Source organism: Planktomarina temperata RCA23 (assembly GCF_000738435.1).
GTDB lineage: Bacteria > Pseudomonadota > Alphaproteobacteria > Rhodobacterales > Rhodobacteraceae > Planktomarina > Planktomarina temperata.
In genome coordinates this window covers 1,541,593-1,565,409 of the sequence record NZ_CP003984.1, presented here as the reverse complement: position 1 = coordinate 1,565,409, position 23,817 = coordinate 1,541,593, and the positions used below count along the sequence as shown (strand labels likewise).

The 23,817-nt window shown below is 55.3% G+C and carries 21 protein-coding genes and 2 tRNA genes; 14 read left to right on the top strand and 9 right to left on the bottom strand.

The window, feature by feature from the left end; all coding sequences use genetic code 11:
* Positions 1–10 precede the first annotated feature (10 nt).
* Entirely contained in the window at positions 11–3,292 is a 3,282-nt protein-coding gene (locus tag RCA23_RS07435) for a YhdP family protein (RefSeq protein ID WP_044049777.1), read from the bottom strand.
* 56 nt (positions 3,293–3,348) lie between these two features.
* Here RCA23_RS07435 and bcp point away from each other — a divergent pair, with 56 nt between their 5' ends.
* From bcp to RCA23_RS07415, 4 genes are all read left to right on the top strand, one after another.
* Positions 3,349–3,843 (top strand): thioredoxin-dependent thiol peroxidase, encoded by a 495-nt coding sequence (gene bcp / locus RCA23_RS07430; protein WP_236631412.1) that lies wholly within the window; start codon positions 3,349–3,351, stop codon positions 3,841–3,843.
* Positions 3,840–4,670 carry a ferritin-like domain-containing protein gene (locus RCA23_RS07425; protein ID WP_044049776.1) on the top strand — a complete coding sequence of 277 codons (831 nt, stop codon included), beginning with the start codon at positions 3,840–3,842 and terminating at the stop codon, positions 4,668–4,670. The genes bcp and RCA23_RS07425 overlap by 4 nt, the downstream gene beginning before the upstream one ends.
* Before the next feature lie 141 nt (positions 4,671–4,811).
* Entirely contained in the window at positions 4,812–6,134 is a 1,323-nt protein-coding gene (locus RCA23_RS07420) for a DUF5930 domain-containing protein (RefSeq protein WP_268870339.1), read from the top strand.
* Positions 6,124–6,612: a bactofilin family protein gene (locus RCA23_RS07415; RefSeq protein WP_044049775.1), complete on the top strand. Its 489-nt coding sequence runs from the start codon at positions 6,124–6,126 to the stop codon at positions 6,610–6,612. Before RCA23_RS07420 ends, RCA23_RS07415 begins: the two co-directional genes overlap by 11 nt.
* 62 nt (positions 6,613–6,674) lie before the next feature.
* Here RCA23_RS07415 and prfB read toward each other — a convergent pair whose 3' ends face one another.
* Positions 6,675–7,799: a peptide chain release factor 2 gene (gene prfB / locus RCA23_RS07410; RefSeq protein ID WP_044049774.1), complete on the bottom strand. Its 1,125-nt coding sequence runs from the start codon at positions 7,797–7,799 to the stop codon at positions 6,675–6,677.
* Between prfB and RCA23_RS16845 the strand changes: the two genes are divergently transcribed.
* The gene (locus tag RCA23_RS16845; RefSeq protein WP_268870347.1) at positions 7,765–7,890 is read left to right on the top strand and encodes a hypothetical protein; all 126 of its coding nucleotides are present in this window, start codon (positions 7,765–7,767) and stop codon (positions 7,888–7,890) included. The two genes, prfB and RCA23_RS16845, sit on opposite strands and share 35 nt — an antisense overlap.
* Here RCA23_RS16845 and RCA23_RS07405 read toward each other — a convergent pair.
* Both RCA23_RS07405 and RCA23_RS07400 read right to left on the bottom strand, forming a co-directional pair.
* Positions 7,884–10,421 carry a penicillin-binding protein 1A gene (locus RCA23_RS07405; RefSeq protein ID WP_044051382.1) on the bottom strand — a complete coding sequence of 846 codons (2,538 nt, stop codon included), beginning with the start codon at positions 10,419–10,421 and terminating at the stop codon, positions 7,884–7,886. The genes RCA23_RS16845 and RCA23_RS07405 overlap by 7 nt on opposite strands.
* A gap of 192 nt (positions 10,422–10,613) precedes the next feature.
* The gene (locus RCA23_RS07400; protein WP_044049773.1) at positions 10,614–11,762 is read right to left on the bottom strand and encodes a pyridoxal phosphate-dependent aminotransferase; all 1,149 of its coding nucleotides are present in this window, start codon (positions 11,760–11,762) and stop codon (positions 10,614–10,616) included.
* Positions 11,763–11,810: 48 nt separating this feature from the next.
* Between RCA23_RS07400 and RCA23_RS07395 the strand changes: the two genes are divergently transcribed.
* Entirely contained in the window at positions 11,811–13,124 is a 1,314-nt protein-coding gene (locus tag RCA23_RS07395; RefSeq protein ID WP_044049772.1) for a M48 family metalloprotease, read from the top strand.
* Here the strand turns inward: RCA23_RS07395 and ispG are convergent.
* Positions 13,121–14,254 (bottom strand): flavodoxin-dependent (E)-4-hydroxy-3-methylbut-2-enyl-diphosphate synthase, encoded by a 1,134-nt coding sequence (gene ispG / locus RCA23_RS07390; protein WP_044049771.1) that lies wholly within the window; start codon positions 14,252–14,254, stop codon positions 13,121–13,123. The two genes, RCA23_RS07395 and ispG, sit on opposite strands and share 4 nt — an antisense overlap.
* A gap of 36 nt (positions 14,255–14,290) precedes the next feature.
* Positions 14,291–15,523 carry a RodZ domain-containing protein gene (locus RCA23_RS07385; RefSeq protein WP_044049770.1) on the bottom strand — a complete coding sequence of 411 codons (1,233 nt, stop codon included), beginning with the start codon at positions 15,521–15,523 and terminating at the stop codon, positions 14,291–14,293.
* Between the two features lie 284 nt (positions 15,524–15,807).
* Here RCA23_RS07385 and RCA23_RS07380 point away from each other — a divergent pair, with 284 nt between their 5' ends.
* Positions 15,808–17,190, top strand: a complete 1,383-nt coding sequence (locus RCA23_RS07380; protein WP_044049769.1) for a M20/M25/M40 family metallo-hydrolase — start codon at positions 15,808–15,810, stop codon at positions 17,188–17,190.
* A gap of 64 nt (positions 17,191–17,254) precedes the next feature.
* Here RCA23_RS07380 and RCA23_RS07375 read toward each other — a convergent pair.
* The 3 genes from RCA23_RS07375 to RCA23_RS07365 all read right to left on the bottom strand — a co-directional run bounded on the left by RCA23_RS07375 (position 17,255) and on the right by RCA23_RS07365 (position 18,050).
* Positions 17,255–17,331 (bottom strand) — tRNA-Asp (locus RCA23_RS07375).
* Positions 17,332–17,355: 24 nt separating this feature from the next.
* Positions 17,356–17,432: transfer RNA gene (locus RCA23_RS07370), tRNA-Asp, on the bottom strand.
* A 150-nt stretch (positions 17,433–17,582) separates the two neighbouring features.
* Positions 17,583–18,050, bottom strand: coding sequence for an Lrp/AsnC family transcriptional regulator (locus tag RCA23_RS07365; protein ID WP_044049768.1), 468 nt, complete (start codon positions 18,048–18,050; stop codon positions 17,583–17,585).
* A 131-nt stretch (positions 18,051–18,181) separates the two neighbouring features.
* Here RCA23_RS07365 and cysG point away from each other — a divergent pair, with 131 nt between their 5' ends.
* From cysG to infC, 7 genes are all read left to right on the top strand, one after another.
* Complete coding sequence (cysG, locus tag RCA23_RS07360; RefSeq protein ID WP_044049767.1) at positions 18,182–19,576, top strand: siroheme synthase CysG; 1,395 nt, start codon at positions 18,182–18,184, stop codon at positions 19,574–19,576.
* Positions 19,567–19,863, top strand: a complete 297-nt coding sequence (locus tag RCA23_RS07355) for a DUF2849 domain-containing protein (protein WP_044049766.1) — start codon at positions 19,567–19,569, stop codon at positions 19,861–19,863. Before cysG ends, RCA23_RS07355 begins: the two co-directional genes overlap by 10 nt.
* 1 nt (position 19,864) lies before the next feature.
* Positions 19,865–21,529, top strand: coding sequence for a nitrite/sulfite reductase (locus RCA23_RS07350; RefSeq protein ID WP_044049765.1), 1,665 nt, complete (start codon positions 19,865–19,867; stop codon positions 21,527–21,529).
* A gap of 3 nt (positions 21,530–21,532) precedes the next feature.
* Positions 21,533–21,769 (top strand): adenine nucleotide alpha hydrolase family protein, encoded by a 237-nt coding sequence (locus tag RCA23_RS07345; RefSeq protein ID WP_169701366.1) that lies wholly within the window; start codon positions 21,533–21,535, stop codon positions 21,767–21,769.
* 14 nt (positions 21,770–21,783) lie between these two features.
* Complete coding sequence (locus RCA23_RS07340) at positions 21,784–22,176, top strand: DUF934 domain-containing protein (protein WP_044051381.1); 393 nt, start codon at positions 21,784–21,786, stop codon at positions 22,174–22,176.
* A gap of 59 nt (positions 22,177–22,235) precedes the next feature.
* On the top strand, positions 22,236–23,069 hold the full coding sequence (locus RCA23_RS07335) for a ferredoxin--NADP reductase (protein ID WP_044049763.1): 834 nt from the start codon (positions 22,236–22,238) through the stop codon (positions 23,067–23,069).
* Between the two features lie 175 nt (positions 23,070–23,244).
* A complete protein-coding gene (gene infC, locus RCA23_RS07330; protein WP_430903551.1) occupies positions 23,245–23,706 on the top strand; it encodes a translation initiation factor IF-3 in 462 nt (153 codons plus the stop codon).
* Positions 23,707–23,817: the final 111 nt, after the last annotated feature.

Here is a 23,817-nt window from a genome sequence, read left to right as displayed (position 1 = left end):
CCTGCGTCTGCTACTCTTGTTTCGGCGGTCGCCGGCGAAAGATTTCGCGAAACATTCCGGGCGTGAACAAGGACAAGGGATTGACCGAGGCTTGCGGATTTTCCAACGCGCCCCGCAGCGTGAAGTTAAAGCCAATCAACCCCTCCCCACGCCGGGTGAGAATTGAGCCCAAGCCATTGAGCAGATAAAAGGGGGATAGGACACCTTGAAGATCGAGCTGCTTGCGCTTGGTGTCGATATACCCGTCCATGGACATGCCAAGAGACGGGCCGACCGCACTGGAGCGGTAGATCGTGAACAACTCATTGTTGATATTGAATTCGCCTTCAATTGTCGAAAAGAAAATGCCCTTCCCGTCCAATTGATCGGGCAGGCCTATGATTGATGCAGCGCTGAGCAATTGTGCAATCGCCGGCGCATCATTGACGCGCACAGAGGTGATATTCATTGAGCCGTTCCACCCATCCGCATGGGGTGCAAGATCCAGCATCATCTCACCGCCGCTGGCCTGTCGCAAAAGTCCGGCATCGCGCAAAACGCCACCTGCGTCTTGAGATGTGACGGACAGGCGCAGCCCCCTGCCCTGGCCGGACATCTGACCAGTGATGCCGACACCGCCATTGACGCGACCGCCAAAGGCGCCTCCGGCCGCAAGACCTTGGTCAAAATCAGCCCGCACGTCACTGAGGAACAGAGTGTTCGACAACTGCAGCCGGCCAAGCTTGAGCGACATCGGCATTGGCGCGGTCGTATCCGCGCGCGCAGCTTCACCGCCCGCCAATTTTCCGTAACTCCGCAGATCCAGATCTCCAGACAAGAGCAGGCGCATGGGTACGCCCGACCCTTGATGAATAAATGTCGCCGCCCCATCGAGCCAATCGCCAACCTCCAAGCGCGACAGCACAACCCGGTCGAGACCACCGGCGTCAAACTGAACCGTGCCCTCAAGCGACAACCCCTGCGCCTCAAGCGCCAGAAGCTCCACTTGCAATGGCTTGCCGAAAACCCCTTGTACCCGCAATTGCGCCGCTTGCGCCGTGGGTTTTGACCAGTTTAGTGCCGCCGATTGTAAACGCGTACCCGTCAGATCGGACGTCAACTCGAAAGCCACTGGCTTATTTTTCGCAATCTCTAAACGCAAGGCGCCCTCTGCCCCCCCGCTCAAGCTGCCCTCGGGCAAGCCAATATTGAGCGCTTGGAGGCTCTTCGGTGTCAGCTCAATTTTTGCAGTCACTTGGCTTGTCAAATTGGGTGCACCCAGAGGTTGCGACCACCTGCCTTCAAATGGAATATCAGAGACGCGCCCTGCACCTGAAATTTCGATTAAATCTGGCGTGCCGGTCAATTGCAGCAGCTCAGCGGTGAAGATTTGCCCGGGCACCAACAGCTCACTGCGCAGATCACGCAGCCTGCCCGTCAAAGCGTAGGACATGTCACTTGATGTGAGCTCATCTTTCAGATGGGTTTCAATCTGAACGGCCAGCTGCGCCTGTCCAGAGACATCATCAATGCCAAGCTTGGTTTTTGTGGATATCTGAAACGGTTTGTTGTCCATAAGGGACATAAGGGTCGGAACGGACCCCCTGCCTTTCAGATCAAATATCACTGGCGGATCGGGCACACGTGCATTGGGCACGCGCATGGTCGAGCCGTCCATGTCCAAGCGTCCGCCTTCCGCCGCTTGGACATAGCCCGCCTCTAAGGCCAAAATAAATTCATCGCGCTCCAAAACACCGTATCCTAATCCCTCAGAGATCACCGGCATATTCGGCATGAATTTCACTTCCGCCTCTTCAAATTGAAAGCTGCTGGCCAAAACCGCCGCTGTTCGCGCGGCTTGACGCAGATCAAAGCTCAGGTTTTTAAGTGTTCCCTTGCGCACGTTTTGCCCAAACCAGCGCCGGCTTTTGGCGCTCAACATTTCTGGCCAGAGGGTCAGGACCGTTTGGGTGTCCACAGATGGCACCCGCCCCTGCCCGTTATAGGACCAACCCAAAGGCGTGAGCGCAGCGCTGCCAGACAGGCTCAGATCGGTCCCATTCACCTCAGCCTGCAACAGGCCCAAGTCAAGTGTAAGGGGATCATAATTGAGCTTCACCTGCCCACTGGCTGCAGTCACCCGCAGCGGCTCAGGCCACCAGGGTGTTTTGTCAAAAACTGCGCTGTCAACATCAAGGTGCAAGACCATCCCGCTCGAGCTGCGCTCCGACGCCCCGCCCTGCTGCAACAATGCATAGCCCTCTGCAGATAAAGCCCCCCAATCGCTCTTGATTGATGCACGAGAGATATCAAGGCGCGCGCGTTTGGGATCATATGTGAAATAAGTTTTCGCTTCACTATAAGAAACCGGATAACTTTCTGGACCAGCGCTCAACGTGCCCGCGCCAAAATCGAGCAGCGCATTCAACTTGCCAACTTTGCCTTCAGCGCGCGTGCTGCGAAAACTCCCCGAGAGGTTACCATCCACGAAATTGAGCCAAGTGAGGGCTTTAGATTGCACCGCAAGATCCTGCGCCGGCAGATTGTCAAACTCCGCTCCCAAGGTTCCTGCGCCCGGTCCTGTGGCATTGTAAAACAAGCCCAAGGTGGCCAATTCACCCCCTCCGGCCAGAAGCGCCAAATCCCCCCGCAGGGTCATCAATCGATTCGCGCGCCGCGCAGAGAGGCGTCCGCCGTCTAAGGTCCAGGCCCGCTTGGTGACGCGGTCGGTATAATTAACAGTCAATTGATCCAATCGCGCCTCAGTGAGGTGTCTGAAATCCTCGCGGTCAAAGAAGTCTTCCGTGGCGTCCAATATCTCATCCAACGAGCCGACCCCGGTGGAATTCGCAGAGATAACAAAGCCAAGATCGAAGCTTCCATCGAGCCTGCGTCTGAGATCGACAAAGGCATCCGATAAGGTGAGGGATCGAGGTACGATCTGCCCAAATAGCAGCGCCGGACCATGGATCACCACATCCAAAGCGCCAAACTGAACACCTGCGCCAGTTTGCCCATCAGAAAATTGCACGCCATGCAGCACCAATTGGGGGTGAAACAACTCTGTCAATCCCAACTCCGCACGGCTAAACCGCACGATTGGCAATGTACGATCGGCGTTCAGGACTTGCGTTAATTTCTCACGCAAAGGTTCAGGCACGGGCAGCATACGATCTTGCATAATCGCAACCAACAACCCGAAACAGAGCAAGACAGACCAGCACAGCGTATAGATCACCACAGCCAGCCGTGACATCGGCCGGCGCCGTGGCGGCGCTTTGTCCTCTTGATCTTGCTCAGCAGATTGCGCCATTGTGCAACTCACCCCTTTCAATTTATATATCTTGGCCTAAAACCAAAGGTGCAACAATGGCTCTCAGATATACCGAGGATATGATGATCTCAATCGGCGATAATGCACCGCAATTCACCCTGTCAACCAACGGTGGTGGCCAATTTTCCTTGGCAGATGCTGCCGGCAAGTATTTGATCTTGTATTTTTACCCGAAAGACGACACCCCGGGCTGCACCAAAGAAGCCATTGGATTTTCCGAAGAGCGCGCCGCCTTTGAGGCGCAAAATGCGATGGTCGTCGGTGTGTCGCGCGATACAGTGAAAAAACATGATAAATTCATCAGCAAATATGATTTGCGCATCCCTTTGATTGCCGACGAGGACGGCAGCCTCTGCGAAGCCTTTGGCACATGGGTGGAAAAGCAGATGTATGGCAAAACCTATATGGGCATCGAGCGCGTCACGTTTTTGATTTCACCAGAAGGAAAATTGCTACAGATTTGGCGCAAGGTCAAAGTCCCTGGCCATGTCGACGAGGTTTTGGCACAGTTGCAGTCATTCAATTCATGATGACTTTGACACAGATGGCCTGCGCGGTGCTCAACACCGCAGACGGGCGAGAAAAAACCGCTCTGTCACGGGGCTTTGCCGCGCAATGGAGCACCGCGCGCGCCGCCGGGGACGATGTTGAAATTGGCACCTGTTCCCCGCCAGATATGCCCGCCCGCCCCAAAACGCCGGAGCTGCGTGCCCCGCGGGACGTACCAAGACGCAAGACAGGTTCAATCGAAGGGCGCAACGCTCTTTTACATGCGGTGGCCCATATAGAATTGAATGCCGTGGATCTGCATTGGGATTTGATCGCCCGATTCTCGCACATACCGATGCCTTTGGGATTTTATGATGATTGGGTGAAGGCGGCAGATGAAGAAAGCAAACATTTCAATCTGATGTGCGACTGTCTTGAAGCTCATGGCAGTTTTTACGGCGCAATGCCCGCCCACGCCGGCATGTGGCGGGCAGCCCAGGACACGCAGTCTGATTTTCTTGGCCGATTGGCGGTGGTGCCCATGGTGCTGGAAGCGCGCGGGCTGGACGTCACCCCTGGCATGATCCGCATTTTCGAAAATGCAGAAGATACACAGGTCGTCGCTGCGCTCAATGTCATCTATGCCGAAGAAGTCGCCCATGTGGCCTATGGCTCAAAATGGTTTCATTTTCTGTGCGGTCGGGACGATTTAGACCCCAAACCCCTTTTTCATAGCCTCGTGCGCCAGTATTTCCATGGCCCTCTCAAACCACCTTTCAACGAAGAAAAACGTGCCGAGGCAGGGATCGCACCCGATTTTTACTGGCCCCTCGCCGATGAAATGCCACCGCCACCGGCCATGCGATAGAGTTTGTGAGCAGAAACAAGCCGATTTAAGCGAATATAAAGGATTTGCCTCTATCAAATTCGTTGCGGCAGATTGGTCATTTGGGTATTCAGTCCGCAAAGATACCTCGCTCGGCGGCCCCTTGTAGATTGGAATTGAGATTTGGTCACTGCACTTCGGTTAAGGTCACAACAATTCCTGGAACGACTCATGCCGGAAAAACGGCTGTTTTTGCGCAGTGGAACTGGCACGCGCTTTATTCGCCTCACGCCGCTGTCACAAATTTTCGCTCTGGTCACGTCAGCCGCTTTCATCGGATGGGCGATTGTTGCAACAGCCATCGTGCTGCTCGACACCATTGGTACCGGAAATTTCCGTGATCAAGCCCGGCGCGATCAAGCCATTTATGAGGATCGATTGAATGCCCTCGCCAATGAGCGCGACACCCGCGCCCAGGAGGCTTTGACAGCGCAGGAGCGTTTCAACACGGCCCTCGCGCAGGTGTCCGAAATGCAATCTGAGCTTCTGACATCAGAGGATCAACGGCGCGAGTTGGACCGCGCGATGGAAGTGATGCAAGCCACACTGCGGCGGGTCATGGGCCAAAGGGAGCTTTTACAGCGCGACTTGGATCAACTGGGCGCGCAGCTTGACCACGACACGGGCAAACCTGTCGACGATAGCTCCTCAGAATCCGTGGCCAGCACAATGGATTACGTCACCGATACGCTGGAAGACGTGGCTGTGGAACGCGATCACGCCCGCCGGCGCGCCTTCCAAGCACATGAAGAAATGGCCAATTTGGAATTGGAAATTCAATTTCTCGAAGAAAAAGGCGACCGAATTTTTCGTCAGCTGGAAGAGGCGATGAGCATTTCGGTGAAGCCACTCGACAAAATGTTTCGCAACGCTGGGTTGAATACTGACCGCTTGCTCGAGCAAGTGCGGCGCGGTTATTCGGGACAGGGTGGCGCCCTCTCCCCGATCACCTATGCCCCCGATGCTCTCAACACAGTTGATCCCACCGTTGACCGGGCCAATAACATTTTGGCTCAACTCGACAAACTCAATATCTATCGTATTGCAGCTGAAAAAGCGCCCTTTGATATGCCGGTGAAATCTACCCATCGTTACACCAGCGGCTTCGGTCCGCGCTGGGGGCAGATGCACAATGGCTCTGATTTTGCTGCAAATCGCGGAACCCCCATTTATGCCACCGCCGACGGGGTGGTTACACGCGCGGAATGGGGGAGCGGTTACGGCCGCGTTGTCTATGTCAAACACGCATTTGGCATAGAAACTCGCTATGCCCATTTGGCAAAAATTCGCGTAAAAAAAGGCCAACGCGTTTCCCGTGGACAAAGGATCGGTGATATGGGAAACTCAGGCAGATCAACCGGCACCCATCTTCACTATGAAGTCCGCGTGAATGGTAAAGCCGTAAACCCAATGACATTTATTAAGGCAGGAAGAGATGTTTTCTAAAAGCAAAATCAACGACCCATCCGCGAAACCCGACGCCGCCGCAGCCGAAAAACCCGCCGCGCCGATCAACAAACCAGCAGCAGAATTCAAACCTGCAGCACCGAAGGCAAAACCGCCCGCATCGGTCCTGTCGTCTGATCTTCACGTCACTGGCAATCTGAAAACCACCGGTGACATTCAAGTTGAAGGCCGCGTGGACGGCGACATCCGCGCCCATCTCTTAACCATCGGGGAAGGTGCGACCGTTAAAGGCGAAATCATTGCTGATGATGTTGTGGTAAATGGCCATGTGATTGGCCGGGTGCGTGGCCTAAAGGTGCGGCTGACCTCGACGGCACAGGTTGAGGGCGACATCATCCACAAAACCATCGCCATCGAAAGCGGCGCCCATTTTGAGGGCTCCGTCCAGCGCCAAGACGATCCTCTCAATCCAGGTGCGGCCAAGAAACCAGCCGCAGCCCCCGCTGCAAAAGAATAAATCAATACCTTTTCGGGTTCAAAAGGCGTGGCTTTGGCCGCGCCTTTTTTGTCAGCGGCATTCTACTCGCCCTGAGCATCCGCCCGCGATTTTCCAGAGGCATTCATCGCCAAAGTCGCGGCCATCAAGCCATCGAGATCCCCATCCAACACCCCTTTGGTGTCTGAGGTTTCATAGGAGGTGCGCAAGTCTTTGACCATCTGATAGGGTTGCAGCACATAGCTTCGGATCTGATTGCCCCAACCGGCGTCGCCTTTGTTGTCATGCGCCTCATTGATCGCAGCATTGCGCCGATCCAGCTCCATTTGGTACAGGCGAGACTTCAAAGCCTTCATCGCAATATCGCGGTTCTGATGCTGTGATTTTTCCGAACTGGTCACGACGATCCCAGTGGGATGGTGCGTAATACGCACGGCAGAATCTGTCGTGTTCACATGCTGGCCACCGGCCCCGGAACTGCGATAGGTATCGATGCGAATATCGGATGGGTTGACCTCAATCTCGATATTGTCATCCACAACAGGGTAGACCCACACCGAGCAAAAAGACGTGTGCCGTTTGGCGGCGGCGTCAAATGGGCTGATCCTGACCAAGCGATGCACGCCCGACTCTGACTTCAACCAGCCATAGGCGTTATGCCCCGATATCTTATAGGCCGCAGACTTAATGCCCGCCTCCTCGCCCGCCGTTTCCGATTGCAGCTCGACCGTGTACCCTTTTTTCTCCGCCCAACGCACGTACATGCGCGATAGCATCAAGGCCCAGTCGCAACTCTCCGTCCCACCAGCGCCAGAATTGATCTCAAGGAAGGTATCATTGCTGTCCGCCTCCCCGTCCAGCAGCGCGTCGAGCTCCTTTTCCGCGGCCGTGGTGCGCAGTGCTTTGAGAGCCTCTTCAGCATCTTTGACGACCTCTCCGTCATCCTCCGCAGCGCCCAGCTCGATCATTTCCAGATTGTCTGACAGATCTTGTCGGATTCCCTCATAGGTCGCGATGGCATCGACTAAGATCTGGCGATCCCGCATCAACTTTTGCGCCCGCTCTTGATCGTCCCAAAGACTGGGGTCTTCAATCATGGCGTTAAATTCTTCCAACCGATAGGGCGCGGTGTCGTAGTCCAGACGCTTGGCCAAAAGTCCCAAAGACTTTTCGATGGCTGCCACAACATTGACCATTTCCGCGCGCATATCAAACCTACCAGATTATGAAGTTCAGTTGGGATCGGTCTACCCAAGCCAGGAGCGATTGCCAAGCGCCACAACCGATTTTCGTCAGTAAAGCCCACCGGACGACAAAGAGCCAAAGGAGGCCTGGGGCGCCACAGTGATTGTCTTGCCGGTGGAGGTGATGACCTGTTGCATCTCTTCGGTCTCCCCTTCCGCAAACATGGGCATATTGCTGCTGACCTGAAAGCCCCCGTCAAAAGCCACACCAAAAATCGGCTCGCTTCCATCGCGGAAAAATTCAGCGACCACATGATCTCCCTCGGCGTCCTCCTGCAAACGCGCGCCCGTAAAGCGGTTGATGTTGATAAAGGTACCATTGTCCGGCACGGTGAATTCGCCGGCACCATAGCGCTCAATCGCCACCTCCATAAAGCGATTGAACACAGGTCCACACATGCCGCCACCGCCAGCGCCGCGGCCCAAAGGCTGTGGCTGGTCCATACCCATATAACAGCCCGCCGAGATATTGCTGGTGAAGCCCACGAACCAGACATCCTTGGCCTCATTGGTGGTTCCGGTCTTTCCTGCCACGGGCACGGGAAGATTGACCGACCGGCTGGCTGTGCCACGCTCAACGACCCCTTCCATCATCGCGGTTAATTGATAGGCGGTGACCGGATCCATCACCCGCTCGCGGTTTGACGTGATCTTGGGCAAGCGGCCGGCCATCAGATCGGGGGTTCGGCAATCGTCACAGCTGCGTTGATCATGCAAAAACACGGTTTTGCCGTTCCGATCTTGCACCCGATCAACCAAGGTGGGCTGCACCCGCTCGCCACCATTGGCGAACATGGCATAGGCCGACACCATTTTGTAAAGCGTCGTCTCTTCAGACCCCAGTGAGGCCGAAAGGTAGGGCTTCATGTTATCGTAAACCCCGAATTTCTCCGCATATAGCGCAATCGTCGGCATGCCCAATTCCTGAGCCAATCGCACGGTCATGAGATTTCTTGATTGCTCGATACCCGTGCGCACCGGCGTCGGGCCATAGAATTTATCTGAGTAATTCTTGGGGCGCCACAAGCCTTGTGGCGTGTCGACCTCAATCGGCGCGTCAATCACAATGGTCGCTGGGCTATAGCCGCTGTCGAGGGCGGCAGCATAGACAAAAGGCTTGAAAGAAGAGCCGGGCTGACGTTTGGCCTGCGTGGCGCGGTTGAACACGGAGTGTTGATAGGCAAATCCGCCCTGCATCGCCAGGACCCGGCCCGTATGCACATCCATGGCGACAAACCCGCCTTGGATCTTTGGCACCTGGCGCAGTGACCAATTCACAAAGACCCCATCTTCTGGGTTAACAACCGGCGACACCAAAATCACGTCACCGACGGAGAGCAAGTCTTTGACCCGCTTGGCTGCTGATTTGCTGATGCTGCCATCGCTATTTTGCTTTTTCGCCCATGTCACATCGCTGGCCGGTAGGATATGAGCGTCGCCCTCTATCCCTTCAATACCCAAGCGCGCATCGCTTTTCATCAGCTCCAACACAACCGCTGGACGCCAAAGCTGATTGATCACAATATCGCGCGGCACGTCGAGCTTGCTCAACGCGGCGCGCCAATCGCCCAGCTGCTCAGCGGCAATCACCTGACCTGTGCCATGATACACGCCTTGCGCCCGGTCATAATCTTCAAGCCCGAGCCGCAGGCTTTGCGCCGCCACCTGTTGCAATGTCGGATCAATCGTCGCCCGAACGGAATAGCCGCCAGTGAAAAATTCAGCCGTGCCAAAGTCGCGGGTCAATTGCCGGCGTATCTCATCTGTGGGGTAATCCCGCCTGGGCAGATTGCTGCGAAAGCTGGCAAAATCGCCACTTTGAACGGTCTTGAGAGGTTTCTTACGGGCCATCTCATACTCAATATCTGACAAGAACCCATTTTCATTCATCTCACGCAATACAAAATTGCGCCGCGCTATGGCCCGCTCACGCTGGCGCACAGGATGGTACTTTGATGGCGCCTTGGGCAAGGTGGCCAAATAGGCGACCTCCTCGGGTAAAAGATCGTCGAGAGATTTGTTGAAATAGGTCTGTGCCGCCGCCGCGACCCCAAAGGAATTTTGCCCCAAAAAAATCTCATTAAGATAAAGCTCTAGGATACCTTCTTTATCCAAAGTGCCTTCAATTCGCGTGGCCAATATCAGCTCTTTAATTTTACGTTCTGCCGAGCGTGACCCATCGAGCAGGAAGTTTTTCATCACCTGTTGCGTGATGGTCGAGGCACCGCGCAAATTGGCCCCGCGCGAGACAATCGCGTCGCGCAGAGCTGCGGCCATCCCGGCTGGATCATAGCCCGCGTGGCTATAGAAATTCTTATCCTCAGCGGAAATAAACGCCGCCTTCACCAAATCCGGTATCTCATCGGCCGATGCAAAGAGGCGCCGTTCGGTCGCAAATTCATCGATGATATGCCCCTCACCCGAGTAAATCCGGCTGATTGTTTTCGGCTGATAGCTGGCCAATTCATCATGACTGGGCAACCCTTGCCCATAGATCAGGAAAATCGCACCTAAGACCACCGCGCCAAACACCGCAGCCAAAGTCAGCGATGAAAAAATTGCCCCCAAAATGCGCAAGCACAGCATCGCGAGGCGCGCGCAGGATCTGGTGACTAATTTTCCGAGGGCGCTCAGGCTGGGCATAGGGGGTTTGGCTCCGTCTTTTCGTCTCTATATGCGGTGCGCCGGCTCAGGTCAAAACACGAATGCGCCAAATATAAGCGCAGAGCGGCTCAAATTGTTCAAAGCCCGTCTTGCAGGCCAAATCTTGCTGAAATTTCACACATATCGATTGTGCATAAACTGCTTCAAACGCCGCAGGCCCTCAATAATTTCTCCAGTCGCTTGTGCATAGGACAGCCGAATTGTGTGCCCCCCCCGGATCGGGTCGAAATCCAGTCCAGGCGTAAGAGCCACCCCCGCCTCTTGTAAGACTTCCGCAGCAAAGGTCCGACTGTCGACGCCAAACTCAGAGATATCTGCATAAATATAAAAAGCCCCATCTGGCGGCGCGATCTGCGTCAAACCCGCCTCAGGCAGGCCTTGCAGCATCAGGCGGCGGTTCTCGCGATAGACGGCCAGGTTTTCTTGCATTTCATCGTGGCTTTGCAGGGCCGCCAGAGCCGCTAGCTGACTGACATGCGGCGGGCAAATAAACATATTTTGCGCCAAACGCTCGACACTGCGCAGATGATTTTCCGGCACCACCAGCCAGCCAATCCGCCAACCAGTCATCGAGAAATACTTCGAAAAAGAATTGATCACATAGGCCCGATCTGTGACCTCAAGCGCCGTGACGGCTTTTTTGTCATATTCAATTCCGTGGTAAATTTCATCGGATATGAAGCCTATGTCTCGAGATTGCGCAAAATCGGCCAGAGCGGCCAAACTTGGCTTATCAATCATCGTGCCTGTGGGATTGCCGGGCGAGGCCACCAGCAACCCATCGAGTTGCTGATGTTGCAAATCAGCGACCCGCAATTGATGGCCTTGGCTGGCATGGGTGGGAATATCCACTGGGGTGAGAGCCAGGGCCTTTAAAATTTGCCGGTAAGACGGATAGCCGGGCGCGGCCACCGCGACGCGCGCGCCGGGATCGAACAATCCTGTGAAAGCGAGGAGAAACCCTGCCGATGAGCCAGAGGTGACAACAACCCGCGCCGGGTCCAAATCCACATCATACCAACGTTTATAAAGCGCTGCGATTCCCGCGCGCAACTCCGGCAACCCAAGGGCCACCGTATAGCCCATCGCATCATGCGGCAGCGCTGCGGCCACAGCTTGCCGGGCCTTAAGAGGCGCAGCTGTGCTCGGTTGCCCCACTTCCATATGCACAATTCGGCGACCTTCCGCCTCAGCGGCACGCGCCGCTTCCATTACGTCCATAACAATGAAAGGATCAACTTGACTTCGTTTCGACAATGGCATGCCTTTTCCTTTCGCAAACGCTCTATTACATGGCCCAAGGACCGATACATGTTCAAGACATATTTGAAAGCAATTTCTCTCTCCATTTTTTGCGCCCTCAACGCCTCTGCCGCCCATAGTGTCAGCCTGCTGCGCGATCCAGATATCGAATATGGGTTGCAGCAGCTGGCCGAGCCGATCCTGCGCGCTGCAAATCTCAATAGTGACAATGTGAAGGTTTGGATCATCAATGACATGGGCTTGAATGCCTTTGTCATTGATCACACGCATATCTTTTTACATGCCGGACTTGTGCTTCAACTGAAGAGTGCCGCGCAGCTGCAATCGGTGATCGCACATGAGGCGGCGCATATCAGCAATGGGCATATTTCGCGGCGCCTTGCCAATGCCAAGCGGGCCAAACTCGCCACCTCCTTTGGCGTATTGGTTGCCGCCGCCGCGGTTGCAGCTGGGCATACAGATGCGGGTCTCGGACTGGCCCTTGGTGCAACTGGATCGGTAAATCGTGTCTTACTAGCCCATACCCGCATTGAGGAATCCGCGGCAGATCAGTCGGCCTTGCGGTTCATGAATGCGGCCAAGGTTGACCCCGCCGCCATGGTCGAAGTGTTCAAGCTCTTCATCGGTCAGTCGAATCTGAGCGAAGACTATCAAGATCCCTATACACGCAGCCATCCCCTCAACCGCGACCGCATTCGCACCATTAACGCCTATGCCGCAACAGCGCCCTCACATCGGCCAGATGTCAAACAAGCCTATTGGTTTTCACGCATTCAAGGCAAGTTGTCAGGATTTCTGCGGGCGCCCCAATGGACCTTGCCACGCGCGACGGGCAGTTCAGACGTTGATTTGATGCGCAGAGCTATCGCCGAGCACCGCAGTGGCCGCAGCAGCACTGCGAAAAAAAACATGGCCCAGCTGGTCGAGGCCCATCCCAACGATGCATTTTACCGGGAGTTGCAGGGACAAATTCTATTGGAAAGCCGCGCATTTTCGGCTGCAACAAAAGCCTATGCCAGCGCGGCCCAGCTGGCGCCTAACAATGCGCTTATCTTGGGGGGCTATGGCCGATCGCTCCTGGCACAAAACACCAAAAGTTCAAACGCACAAGCTCTGAAAATTTTGCAAAAGGCCCGTAACCGCGACAGTCGAGATGCGCGAATTTTACGCGATATCGGCACAGCCTTTGCCCGCAGTGGCCAGCAAGGACAGGCTGTTCTGGCGATTGCAGAGCGCTATGCATTGCAAGGCAATATGCAAAATGCCGCCATACAGGCCAAACGGGCCGAAGACCTCCTGCCGCGCGGCTCGGCGGCATGGCAAAGGGCGCAGGATATTTTGGACGCGGCGAAAACGCCTTAGTTGGCTGAATTCTCCACCGCAGCCGCTTCCAGGTCGAGCTGTGCCGCGCGGGTTTCCACTTGGCTGACAATATGCTCCACCATCTCGTCATTTGACAATTTATGGCTTTGCTGCCCCGCCAAATAGACCATACCCGCGCCATTCCCACCACCGGTGAAGCCCACATCGGTCATTAAGGCCTCACCCGGACCATTGACCACGCAGCCGATGATCGAAAGCGACATGGGCGTTTTGATATGCTCAAGCCGGCGCTCCAAAGCCTCAACGGTTTTGATCACGTCAAAGCCCTGCCGCGCACAGCTTGGGCAGGAAATGATATTCACCCCGCGATGACGCAGGCCCAATGATTTGAGGATGTCATAGCCAACCTTCACCTCTTCCACAGGATCGGCCGAGAGGCTGACGCGGATCGTATCGCCAATGCCCATCCAGAGCAGATTTCCCAAACCAATGGCGGATTTGATCGTGCCGGACATCAGGCCACCAGCTTCCGTGATCCCAAGGTGAATCGGCGCATCAGTGGCCTCCGCCAAGGCTTGATAGGCCGCGGCGGCCATGAAAACATCACTGGCCTTGACGCTTATTTTAAAGTCATGGAAATCATTGTCTTGCAGGATTTTAATATGCTCAAGCCCGCTTTCCACCATCGCATCCGGGCAAGGCTCACCGTATTTGTCGAGCAAATGTTTCTCAAGCGAGCCGGCATTCACGCCGATCCGCATCGAACAGCCATAATCGCGGGCCGCTTTGATCACCTCGCGCACGCGCTCTTGGCTGCCAATATTGCCCGGGTTGATCCGCAGGCAGGCCGCGCCAGCCTCCGCGGCCTCTATGCCGCGCTTATAGTGAAAATGGATGTCTGCCACGATCGGGACCGGGCTTTCACGCACAATCTCTTTGAGCGCCTTGGAGGAGGCCTCGTCGGGCACAGAGACCCGGACAATATCCGCGCCGGCATCCGCACAGGCCTGAATCTGTGAAACGGTTGCAGCTACATCCGTGGTCAACGTATTGGTCATTGTCTGGACCGTAATGGGCGCGTCCCCACCCACCGGAACCGAGCCAACCATGATCTGCCGACTTTTGCGGCGGTAAATGTTACGCCACGGGCGAATATGATTGAGAGACATGCGACACTTTCACGAGTTAAGGTTGTTGCCTTATGACTAGGGTTTGACGCGGTCAGTTTCAAGCTCAAGCAGTAAACTATAAAGCGGCGACTGATCCTGCGGCGCGTAACGCTCATAGCTTTGCGTCAGTTTCTCCGCTGAGAGTTCAATATTTTTAGCCACACGCCCGCTGCCCCCGGCCGGACCATAGAGCGCGCCATTCACCAAAAAGAACAACGCGCTTGCATTGCCCGCCCGCTCGATCACCGCCGGGGGATCGTTGAGCGGCACCTCATAGGGCGTATGCGCATCCATGATACGCTCGAAAATGATCGACCCATCGGCATCTTTGACCCTTAGCCAAACACCTTGAGACGAGACAAGCTGCACCGGCGCGGGAAAACTCTCGACCAGCTGTAGTGCCGCTTCAGCTTCCAGCTCTGGCGCGGGGCTGACGATATCGGCCAGAATATCTTCAATGCTCTCATCCGCCAAAGCCGTGACCATGGGCGGCTCTTGCGCCGCAAACGCGCCGCGTTGGTCTGGATCAATATTGGCGATCGGTCCATCCCGCGGCACCACAACGGGGACGTCTAAGGCCTGCGGTTGGTAGATACGGCTATAAATATCGTCGCTTTGCGCGTTTTGAACGGAAGACCCAAGAGAGGCCGCCTCGCGTGGCCGCAGAGGATCCAGATCAGAGGCCACCAATGGGGCCTGTTCAACCGGGACCATTTGCACACGTTGGATTTTTTGCACCACCGAATAGGCCCCATAGCCCAGCCCGCTGAGCAAAAGCATCAGCACCACCGAAGACACAAAAGCCCGCACATCGACCCGGTTAAAAAAACTTTCGTTCGGCGGCAAAAATGGCGTGGTGCTGGCGATGACACCGGCGGGCCGGCGGGTAATGGACGCGGCCAAGCGCTCCTCGCGGCTCAGCCGCGTGGGCAGCGCACGCTCCGACATGCCATGGATAGATTCAAATCCGCTTTCTTTACAGAACATTTCAAAGGCGGCGTCCGGATCCATACCAAGATATTTCGCATAGGAACGCACATAGCCGGCAATAAATCCCGGCGTATCAAACACGGAGGGGTCGCAATCTTCCACTCCGGCGATATATGTGGCCTTGATTCTAAGGTCATGTTGCACGTCCATGAGAGACTTGCCGCGCGTCGCACGCTCCCCGCGCATCACATCCCCAAGAGTCACCTCAAAATCGTCAAAGCCTTTCAGCTTTAACGGTTTTTTAATGTTCTTTAGGCGTGTTGACTTACGGCCAATCATGGAGCTGCCCTGCACATTTTACCCCCGGGCGCCCCCAACGGCCTCCGGACGGATAAAACATTAATATCATATCGGCGAAAAAAATATAGAGCTTCTGCCTATAATTTGGTTCAATAAGCGAGGTTTAGCCACCTTTTTCCTTCAGAAATAGACATTTTCAGCATGTAACAGCTTTGATATCACCCTAAACCATTCCGAAATGCCCCGTATTTTTGTTTGACTAACCGCGCCAATACCCAACCAATAGGCGGGAGATTCGATTTATTAAACTGTTTGGAGGCCCCATGTCCGCAGCTATGCTCGACCCCGTTTTGGCTCACATCGACGCGCACATCGACCAGACAACTGAGCATCTTTTCAGCTTGCTTCGCATTCCAAGCATCTCAACGGACCCGGCCTATGGTCAAGACTGTGACAAAGCCGCGGATTGGTTGGTCGAGGATCTTAAATCCATTGGCTTTGACGCCAGCAAGCGCGCCACACCGGGTCACCCTATGGTCATTGCCCATGCCGGCTCGGAAGGGCCGCATGTTTTATTTTATGGCCATTACGACGTACAGCCCGTGGATCCGCTTGACCTATGGGATCGGTCTCCTTTTGAACCGACTTTGGAACAGGGCGATCTCGGGCCGGTGATCCGTGCCCGCGGCGCGTCAGATGATAAGGGCCAGCTGATGACCTTCATCGAGGCCTGCCGCGCTTGGAAGGCGGTCCATGGTACCCTGCCCGGCAAAATCAGCCTCTTTTTTGAAGGTGAAGAAGAATCCGGCTCCCCCTCATTGGTGCCCTTCATGCGTGAGAATGCAAAAGAGTTAACCGCAGATGTTGCGATGATCTGTGACACCGGACTTTTTGGCGATGACACCCCTGGAATTGTCAGCCGCCTGAGGGGGCTTTTGGGCGAGGAGTTGACCATCACAGGCCCGTCCAAGGATCTGCACTCCGGCATGTACGGCGGACCGGCGATGAACCCGGCTCGGGTTTTGGCAAAAATTATCGCGGCTCTGCATGACGACCAAGGCCGCATCACTGTCCCCGGGTTTTACGACGGCGTGCCAGAGCTGCCGCCTGAGATTGCCGCGCAATGGGAGGGGCTTAACTTTGACCAAGAGGGATTTTTGGGACAGGTGGATCTGTCCGATCTGGCCGGCGAGCAAGGGCGTAGCGCCCTGGAAATGATCTGGTCACGCCCCACCTGCGAGGTGAATGGTATCTGGAGCGGTTACACAGGTGCAGGATTTAAAACTGTTTTGCCAAGCCAGGCCCATGCGAAAATCTCTTTCCGCTTGGTTGGCCAGCAAGACCCCCATGTAATCCGCGAGAATTTCCGCGCTATGGTACGCGCCCTGCTGCCGGCCGATTGCAGCGCGGCGTTCAAATCCCATGGCGCCTCCGCCGGATCTGAAATGTCCATCGACAACCCGGCCTTTGACGCCGCACGCGCGGCGCTCTCTGACGAATGGCCCAATCCGGCCGCCTTTGTTGGATGCGGCGGGTCGATCCCCATCGCCGGGCATTTCAAGTCGATTCTCGGGATGGATGCGATGTTGATTGGCTTTGCCCGCGATAATGACGCGATTCACAGTCCGAATGAAAAATACGACCTGCGGAGCTTTCATAAAGGCATTCGCAGCTGGGCAAGGATCTTGCACAGGCTGTATGGGTAGCCACCACCACGCCTTTGGCCAGCGATATGATCTAGTTTCATGATCTTGAAATATTGGACGAAAATGGCGCGGTTGACGGGGCTCGAACCCGCGACCCCCGGCGTGACAGGCCGGTACTCTAACCAGCTGAGCTACAACCGCGCATCCGTCTTTACAATCTCACAGTGGCGCGGTTGACGGGGCTCGAACCCGCGACCCCCGGCGTGACAGGCCGGTACTCTAACCAACTGAGCTACAACCGCCAACTGTGTGTCTTGAAGGACTGAGGGTTCTCTAAGCAAGCCGCCCGGCAGCGTCAAGCGGCACGAAGAGCTTTTGGCCATTATTTTGCATTTCTTTCCCCCGCCGCCGTATTTGGCGAAATACGCGCGCTCACCTCAATGCCGCGATCCCTACGGATCAAGGCTCAATCCGCCGCCAGATTTCAACTCCTCCATGCTCAAAAGCGCTGTCACGTTGAACACCCGCACCTCTGAGATAAGTGCTTGGTAAAATTTGTCATATGCCCGCGCATTTGGCACAATCACTTTCAAAATATAGTCAATCTCGCCTGCCAATCGATGCGCTTCGAGCACTTCTGGCCGGTTTTGCAACGCGGTCAGAAAACGATCTTGCCAATCGGCCTCATGTTCGGAGGTGCGGATCAACACAAAAAAGCAGGCTTCAAAGCCAAGCGCCTCGGCATCCAGCTCAACCGTGGTGCGTTTGATCACCCCCGCTTCGCGCAGTTTTTTGATTCTGTTCCAAACCGGCGTTTTGGATGCTCCAATTGTCTTGGCAATGTCATCCAAGGACCGGCTGGCATCCTTTTGCAGCTCAGATAAAATTTTACGATCCACCGTATCCAGACGAACAGTCATCCGATTTCCTCCTTCCAATGAGAACAAGCGCGCGCATCCCGCGCCGCTGCGAAGATTTCATCCTTATTACCGCAGGTATCTGGTCAAATACCAGAACAATTTTCTAATATTGCCGCACTGGAGGCAGAGTTATGAAATATTTTCCCGTTTTTCTGGATGTGGCACAAAGGCCGGTCGCCTTGGTGGGGGGCGGCGCTGCGGCGGTTGCCAAATTGCGACTTTTGCTCAAAACCGAAGCTGACATTACAGTTTATGACCCGGCTCCAGCGGCACAAATACGCGCTTGGGCACAAGCGGACCTGTTGAAAATTTCAAAAGCTCCCCTCACCCTTGACCAGGCACGCCAAGCGCAGCTGATCTATGCGGCCAGCGAAGATGACAGCTGCGATGCGCGGACCCAAAAGATCGCGCAATCCGCCGGAACATGGTTCAACTGGGTTGATAATTTAGAACAGTCGCAATTTATCACCCCAGCGATTATTGACCGTGACCCCGTAACCGTGGCCATTGGCACCGAAGGCACCGCTCCGGTGGTTGCACGAGCCATTAAACGCGACATTGAGGAGCGTTTGCCGCAAAACCTTGGCGCCTTGGCCAGCATTGGTCAAACCTTCCGATCATTGGCAGAGGCGCTGCCCTTTGGCCGTATCCGCCGCGATTTTTGGAGTCGCTTTTATTTTTCCAAAGGCCCCGCCGCCTATGACGCTGAAGGTGTTGCGGGCGCAAAGCGGGTTTTGCATGAATTGCTTGCGGAGTTTAAAAGCGCCAGTCCCAAGCCAGGCCATGTGGATTTTGTCGGTGCGGGCCCGGGTGACCCCGCCCTTCTGACCCACAAGGCCCGTGTTTTGCTGCATGAAGCCGATGTAATCCTTCATGATCGATTGGTGGATCGGCGCATCCTAGAGCTGGCGCGTCGTGAGGCCACCGTGATTGAGGTCGGCAAAACGGGATTCGGCCCGGCCATGGCGCAGGATGATATTCATCACTTGATTGTCGAACATGTGGCGCGGGGGGCGCAGGTTCTGCGCTTAAAGTCGGGCGATCCCACGGTCTTTGGTCGGTTAGATGAGGAACTAGAGGCGATTGCCGCCCAGGACATCTCCTACAGCATTGTGCCGGGCATCACCGCGGCCTCAGCGGCCGCCGCTGCATTGGGGCGCAGCTTGACCCGACGCGGGCGCAACAGTCAACTTAGGGTGATCACAGGCCACGACATGGCCGGATACGCAGAGCACGATTGGCGCGACTTGGCCAAACCGGACGCGGTCGCGGCGATTTATATGGGCAAGACAGCCGCACGCTTCATCCAAGGGCGCTTGCTGATGCATGGCGCCGATCCTCTCACGCCTGTGAGCATCATTGAAAACTGCTCACGCCCCGACCAGGTCATACGGTCGGCCCCACTTAATGCGCTGACGGAGGCGCTGCACAACTTGGCCGGACCGGTGGTGCTGCTGTACGGGATTTCGCCCCGGACGGCTGTGTCCCATGTCTTTCAACCACAGGAGGCTGATCTATGCCTGTAACACCCATCTCAAAAGTCGTCACCGCCAATGATTTGAAGTCGGGAGAAGTCATTTACCTGCGCTTTCCACACAGCTGGACCCCAGATTTAACGAAGGCTTCCGTGATCACAGATCGTGATTTGGCCAAGGCAAGCCTGGTCTTTGCCCAAGGGCAAGCCAATGTCGTGGTCGGCGCCTATCTAAGCGATGTCATAAAAGACGCTGACGGCCCAAAGGCCAGCCATTTTCGCGAAAAGTTCCGCAGCACAGGCCCGTCCAATTATCGCCACGGCAAACAGGAGATTTAGAATGTATCACTATTCAAATTTTGATCACAAATTCGTCGCCGAGCGCGTGGCGCAATTTCGCGCCCAGGTCACCCGGCGTTTAGATGGCAGTCTCAGCGAAGACGAGTTCAAGCCCCTGCGCCTCATGAATGGGCTATACTTGCAGCTGCACGCTTATATGCTGCGGGTCGCCATTCCTTATGGCACCCTCAACAGCCGCCAAATGCGCCAACTTGCGATGATCGCGGAGCGTTGGGACAAAGGCTATGGCCATTTCACCACACGGCAAAATATTCAATTTAACTGGCCAAAACTCGAGGACGTGCCCGACATCTTGCAGGCTTTGGCGGACGTGGAGATGCATGCCATTCAAACCAGTGGCAACACCATCCGAAATGTCACAGCAGATCATTTCGCAGGGGCCGCGGCCGATGAGATTGCCGATCCGCGCCCCATAGCTGAGCTGATCCGCCAATGGTCAACCGATCATCCAGAGTTCCAATTTTTGCCTCGCAAATTCAAGATTGCTGTCACAGGCAGCCCCCATGACCGCGCCGTCACTCAGGCGCATGACATTGGTCTGCGCATGACCTTGCAAGATGGGCTGCGCGGGTTTGAAGTGATCGTCGGTGGAGGTTTGGGGCGCACGCCCATGATTGGCAAGACCCTGTCGCCCTTTGTCCCTTTGGAAGATATCTTGCCCTATTTGGAAGCCGTTGTCAGCACCTACAACCTGCTTGGTCGGCGCGATAATAAATATAAAGCGCGCATAAAGATCACCACCCATGAGCATGGAATAGACGATATCAAACAGAGGATTGAGGCGCAGTTTTCCAAGATCAACCCTTTGTTTACGGGGGAGGATATGCATATTTTAAAAGAGATTGAGCGGCATTTCGAACCCCCAAATTTCAAACCGGCAAACCCGCCAGTTGAGGCACTCAGCACCACGTCACACACCCCCGCGTTTCGCGCTTGGTTGGACACGAACATCACCCCTCATAAGGTGCCCGGCTATGCTATTGTCTCTGTGAGTTTGAAAAAACCCGGTACGACGCCGGGGGACGCCAGCGCGGCGCAAATGCGCGCTTTGGCGGACATCGCGCGCGATTTCGGCCATGAAGAACTGCGCATTTCTCACGAGCAAAACGTGATATTGCCCCATGTGCATCGCGCGGATCTCCCCCAAGTCTATCACGCGCTGCGTCAGGCGGATTTGGCGACCGCCAATATTGGGTTGATCTCGGATCTCATCGCCTGCCCCGGCATGGATTACTGCGCCTTGGCGACCGCGCGCTCCATTCCGGTGGCCCAGCAGATCGCAACCCGCTTTCACGCGCTAAAGCTGGAACATGACATTGGGCCGTTGAAACTCAAGATCTCAGGCTGCATCAATGCTTGCGGCCATCACCATATTGGGCACATCGGGATTTTGGGCCTCGAGAAAGCCGGTGTTGAAAGCTATCAAATCACTCTTGGCGGCGATGCGGGTGCTGACGCTGAAATTGGCACCCGTGCGGGCCCCGGTTTCGGCGCCGATGAGATAGTCCCGGCAATTGAGCGCTTGCTGCTGGGGTATCTGCAGCTGCGCATAGATCGGAGTGAAAGCTTTCTGGCAGCCTATCGCCGGCTCGGATTGGCGCCCTTCAAAGCCCTTCTGTACCCGCAAGCGAGAAAGGCCGCATGAGCCGTGCCCTACCTCAATGACATTCCGCTAGAGGCCCGGCTCGCCATGCTCAACCGCCGCGATGCAGACAGGCAGCTCCAAGATATTTTAAAGCCTGCGCTTGCCCTTTTGGATCAAAAAATTGCTTTGGTCGGCTCTTTTGGCGCAGAGCCAGCGGTCTTGCTTCATATGGCGGCGCAAATTGCGTCCAAACCAACCCTTCGCGCGGGCCATTGGCCTGGGCAATCCAAAACCGAATAATGCATGAGGATCCCATGACTGTTATCGTGAATGACCATGGCTTTGCGCCCGAAGATACCGGCGCAATCGCGGCGGATTTACAATCAGACTTTGACCCGAAGGGAATCACGGCTGAGCTGCTAAAGCAACGCTCCATTCGCATCACCTTAGACAGCTTCGCCAATGGGCGCGGCTTTACCCTGGCGACAAGGTTGCGGCAAAACGGCTATCGCGGGCACCTCAGGCTCGCGGGCCATGTGCTGGCCGATCAATACACTATGGCGCGGCGTTCTGGGTTTGATGATGTCGAAATTCCGCAAGACTTGGCCGCGCGGCAGCCAGAATCCCAATGGCTGGCCCGCGCCGACTGGCGCGCCCATGATTACCAATCACGCCTGCGCCGCCCCAACGGGCGCATCGCAACATAATGTCGAAAAGCCGCAATTGAACTTCTGCCTTTGAAAGACTAGACCTAAAAGGATCCTAAATGACCGAGCAAAGCACCGTGACACTGACGACAGCAACACCCGTGACCCTGCCTGACGCCCAAACCGTCACAGAGGTTGAACATTACACCGACAGCCTGTTTCGCTTCCGCGTCACCCGGCCAGCCTCATTGCGATTCCGCTCTGGTGAGTTCGTGATGATTGGTTTGATGAGCGACCTTGATCCTGTGACGGGCAAGCAAAAGCCGCTGCTGCGCGCCTATTCCATTGCCTCACCGGCCTGGGATGACACTTTGCAATTCTATTCCATCAAGGTCAAAGACGGTCCTCTGACCAGCAAGTTGCAGCACATCAAACCAGGCGATCAAGTGATCTTGCGGCCCAAACCGGTCGGCACATTGGTGCATGACGCCCTCACCCCGGCCAAACGCATCTGGTTCTTTTCGACCGGCACCGGAATCGCCCCCTTTGCCTCGCTCCTGCGCGAGCCGGAAACCTATGAGCGTTTTGAACAGGTGATTTTAACCCACAGCTGCCGAGATCTGGCGGAGCTCAAATTCGGGCAAGAGCTGGTTGAGGAGACGAAAAACGATATTTTGGTCGGCGAAGAGGCACAATCCAAGCTGATCTATTACCCCACCACCACGCGCGAGCCCTCTGCCAAGATGGGCCGTATCACCACCGTGTTGGAAGATGGCACGCTCTTCGCTGATCTGAAAATAGCAGATTTCAACGCGGAAAATGACCGCGCGATGGTCTGCGGCTCCATGGGGTTGAACACGGATATGAAACGCATTCTTGAGGCCTATGGCCTTCGCGAGGGGGCCAATTCCGATCCGGGCGACTATGTGATCGAGAAAGCCTTCGTCGGATAGGCACTCGCCCGCCCATGAAGATACGCCTTGAAACTATGTGGCCACGCGGCTAGATAGGCGACGTTAATTTATCCACAAAAGGACGATAGCTATAGCCCGCAGACCTCACAACGCGCCTCCGCAGCGCGAAACCGGCCCTCGCATCAACGAACGCATTCGTGGGAGCGAACTTCGCTTGATTGACGAAAATGGCGAAAACATTGGCGTGGTCACGCCAGAACGCGCTTTAATCATGGCAGAAGACGCCGGATTGGACTTGGTGGAAATTTCGCCAAATGCCAATCCACCTGTTTGCAAGATTATGGATTTTGGGAAATTCAAATATGAATCCCAAAAGAAAGAAGCCGAAGCGCGCAAAAAACAAAAGATCATTGAAATTAAAGAGGTCAAGTTCCGACCGAACACAGATAAGCATGACTATGAAGTCAAAATGCGCAATGTGTTTAAGTTTTTGGAAAATGGCGACAAGGTTAAAATAACCCTGCGCTTTAAGGGCCGCGAGATGGCACACCAAGAATTGGGTCGCGATTTATTGCTGCGCGTTGCTGAAGATACCAAAGAAATCGGCCGGGTTGAAAATATGCCAAAAATGGAAGGTCGCCAGATGATCATGCTGGTTGGCCCCCTGCCAAAATAGTCTCAAACACTTAGAGCATTGAAAACCCGGAGCGCAGGCTTCGGGTTTTTTTGTGTCTACCATTTGCCGCAGGCCCTTTGCCTCATGAGGGGTTGTACTCCCGCGGCCGTT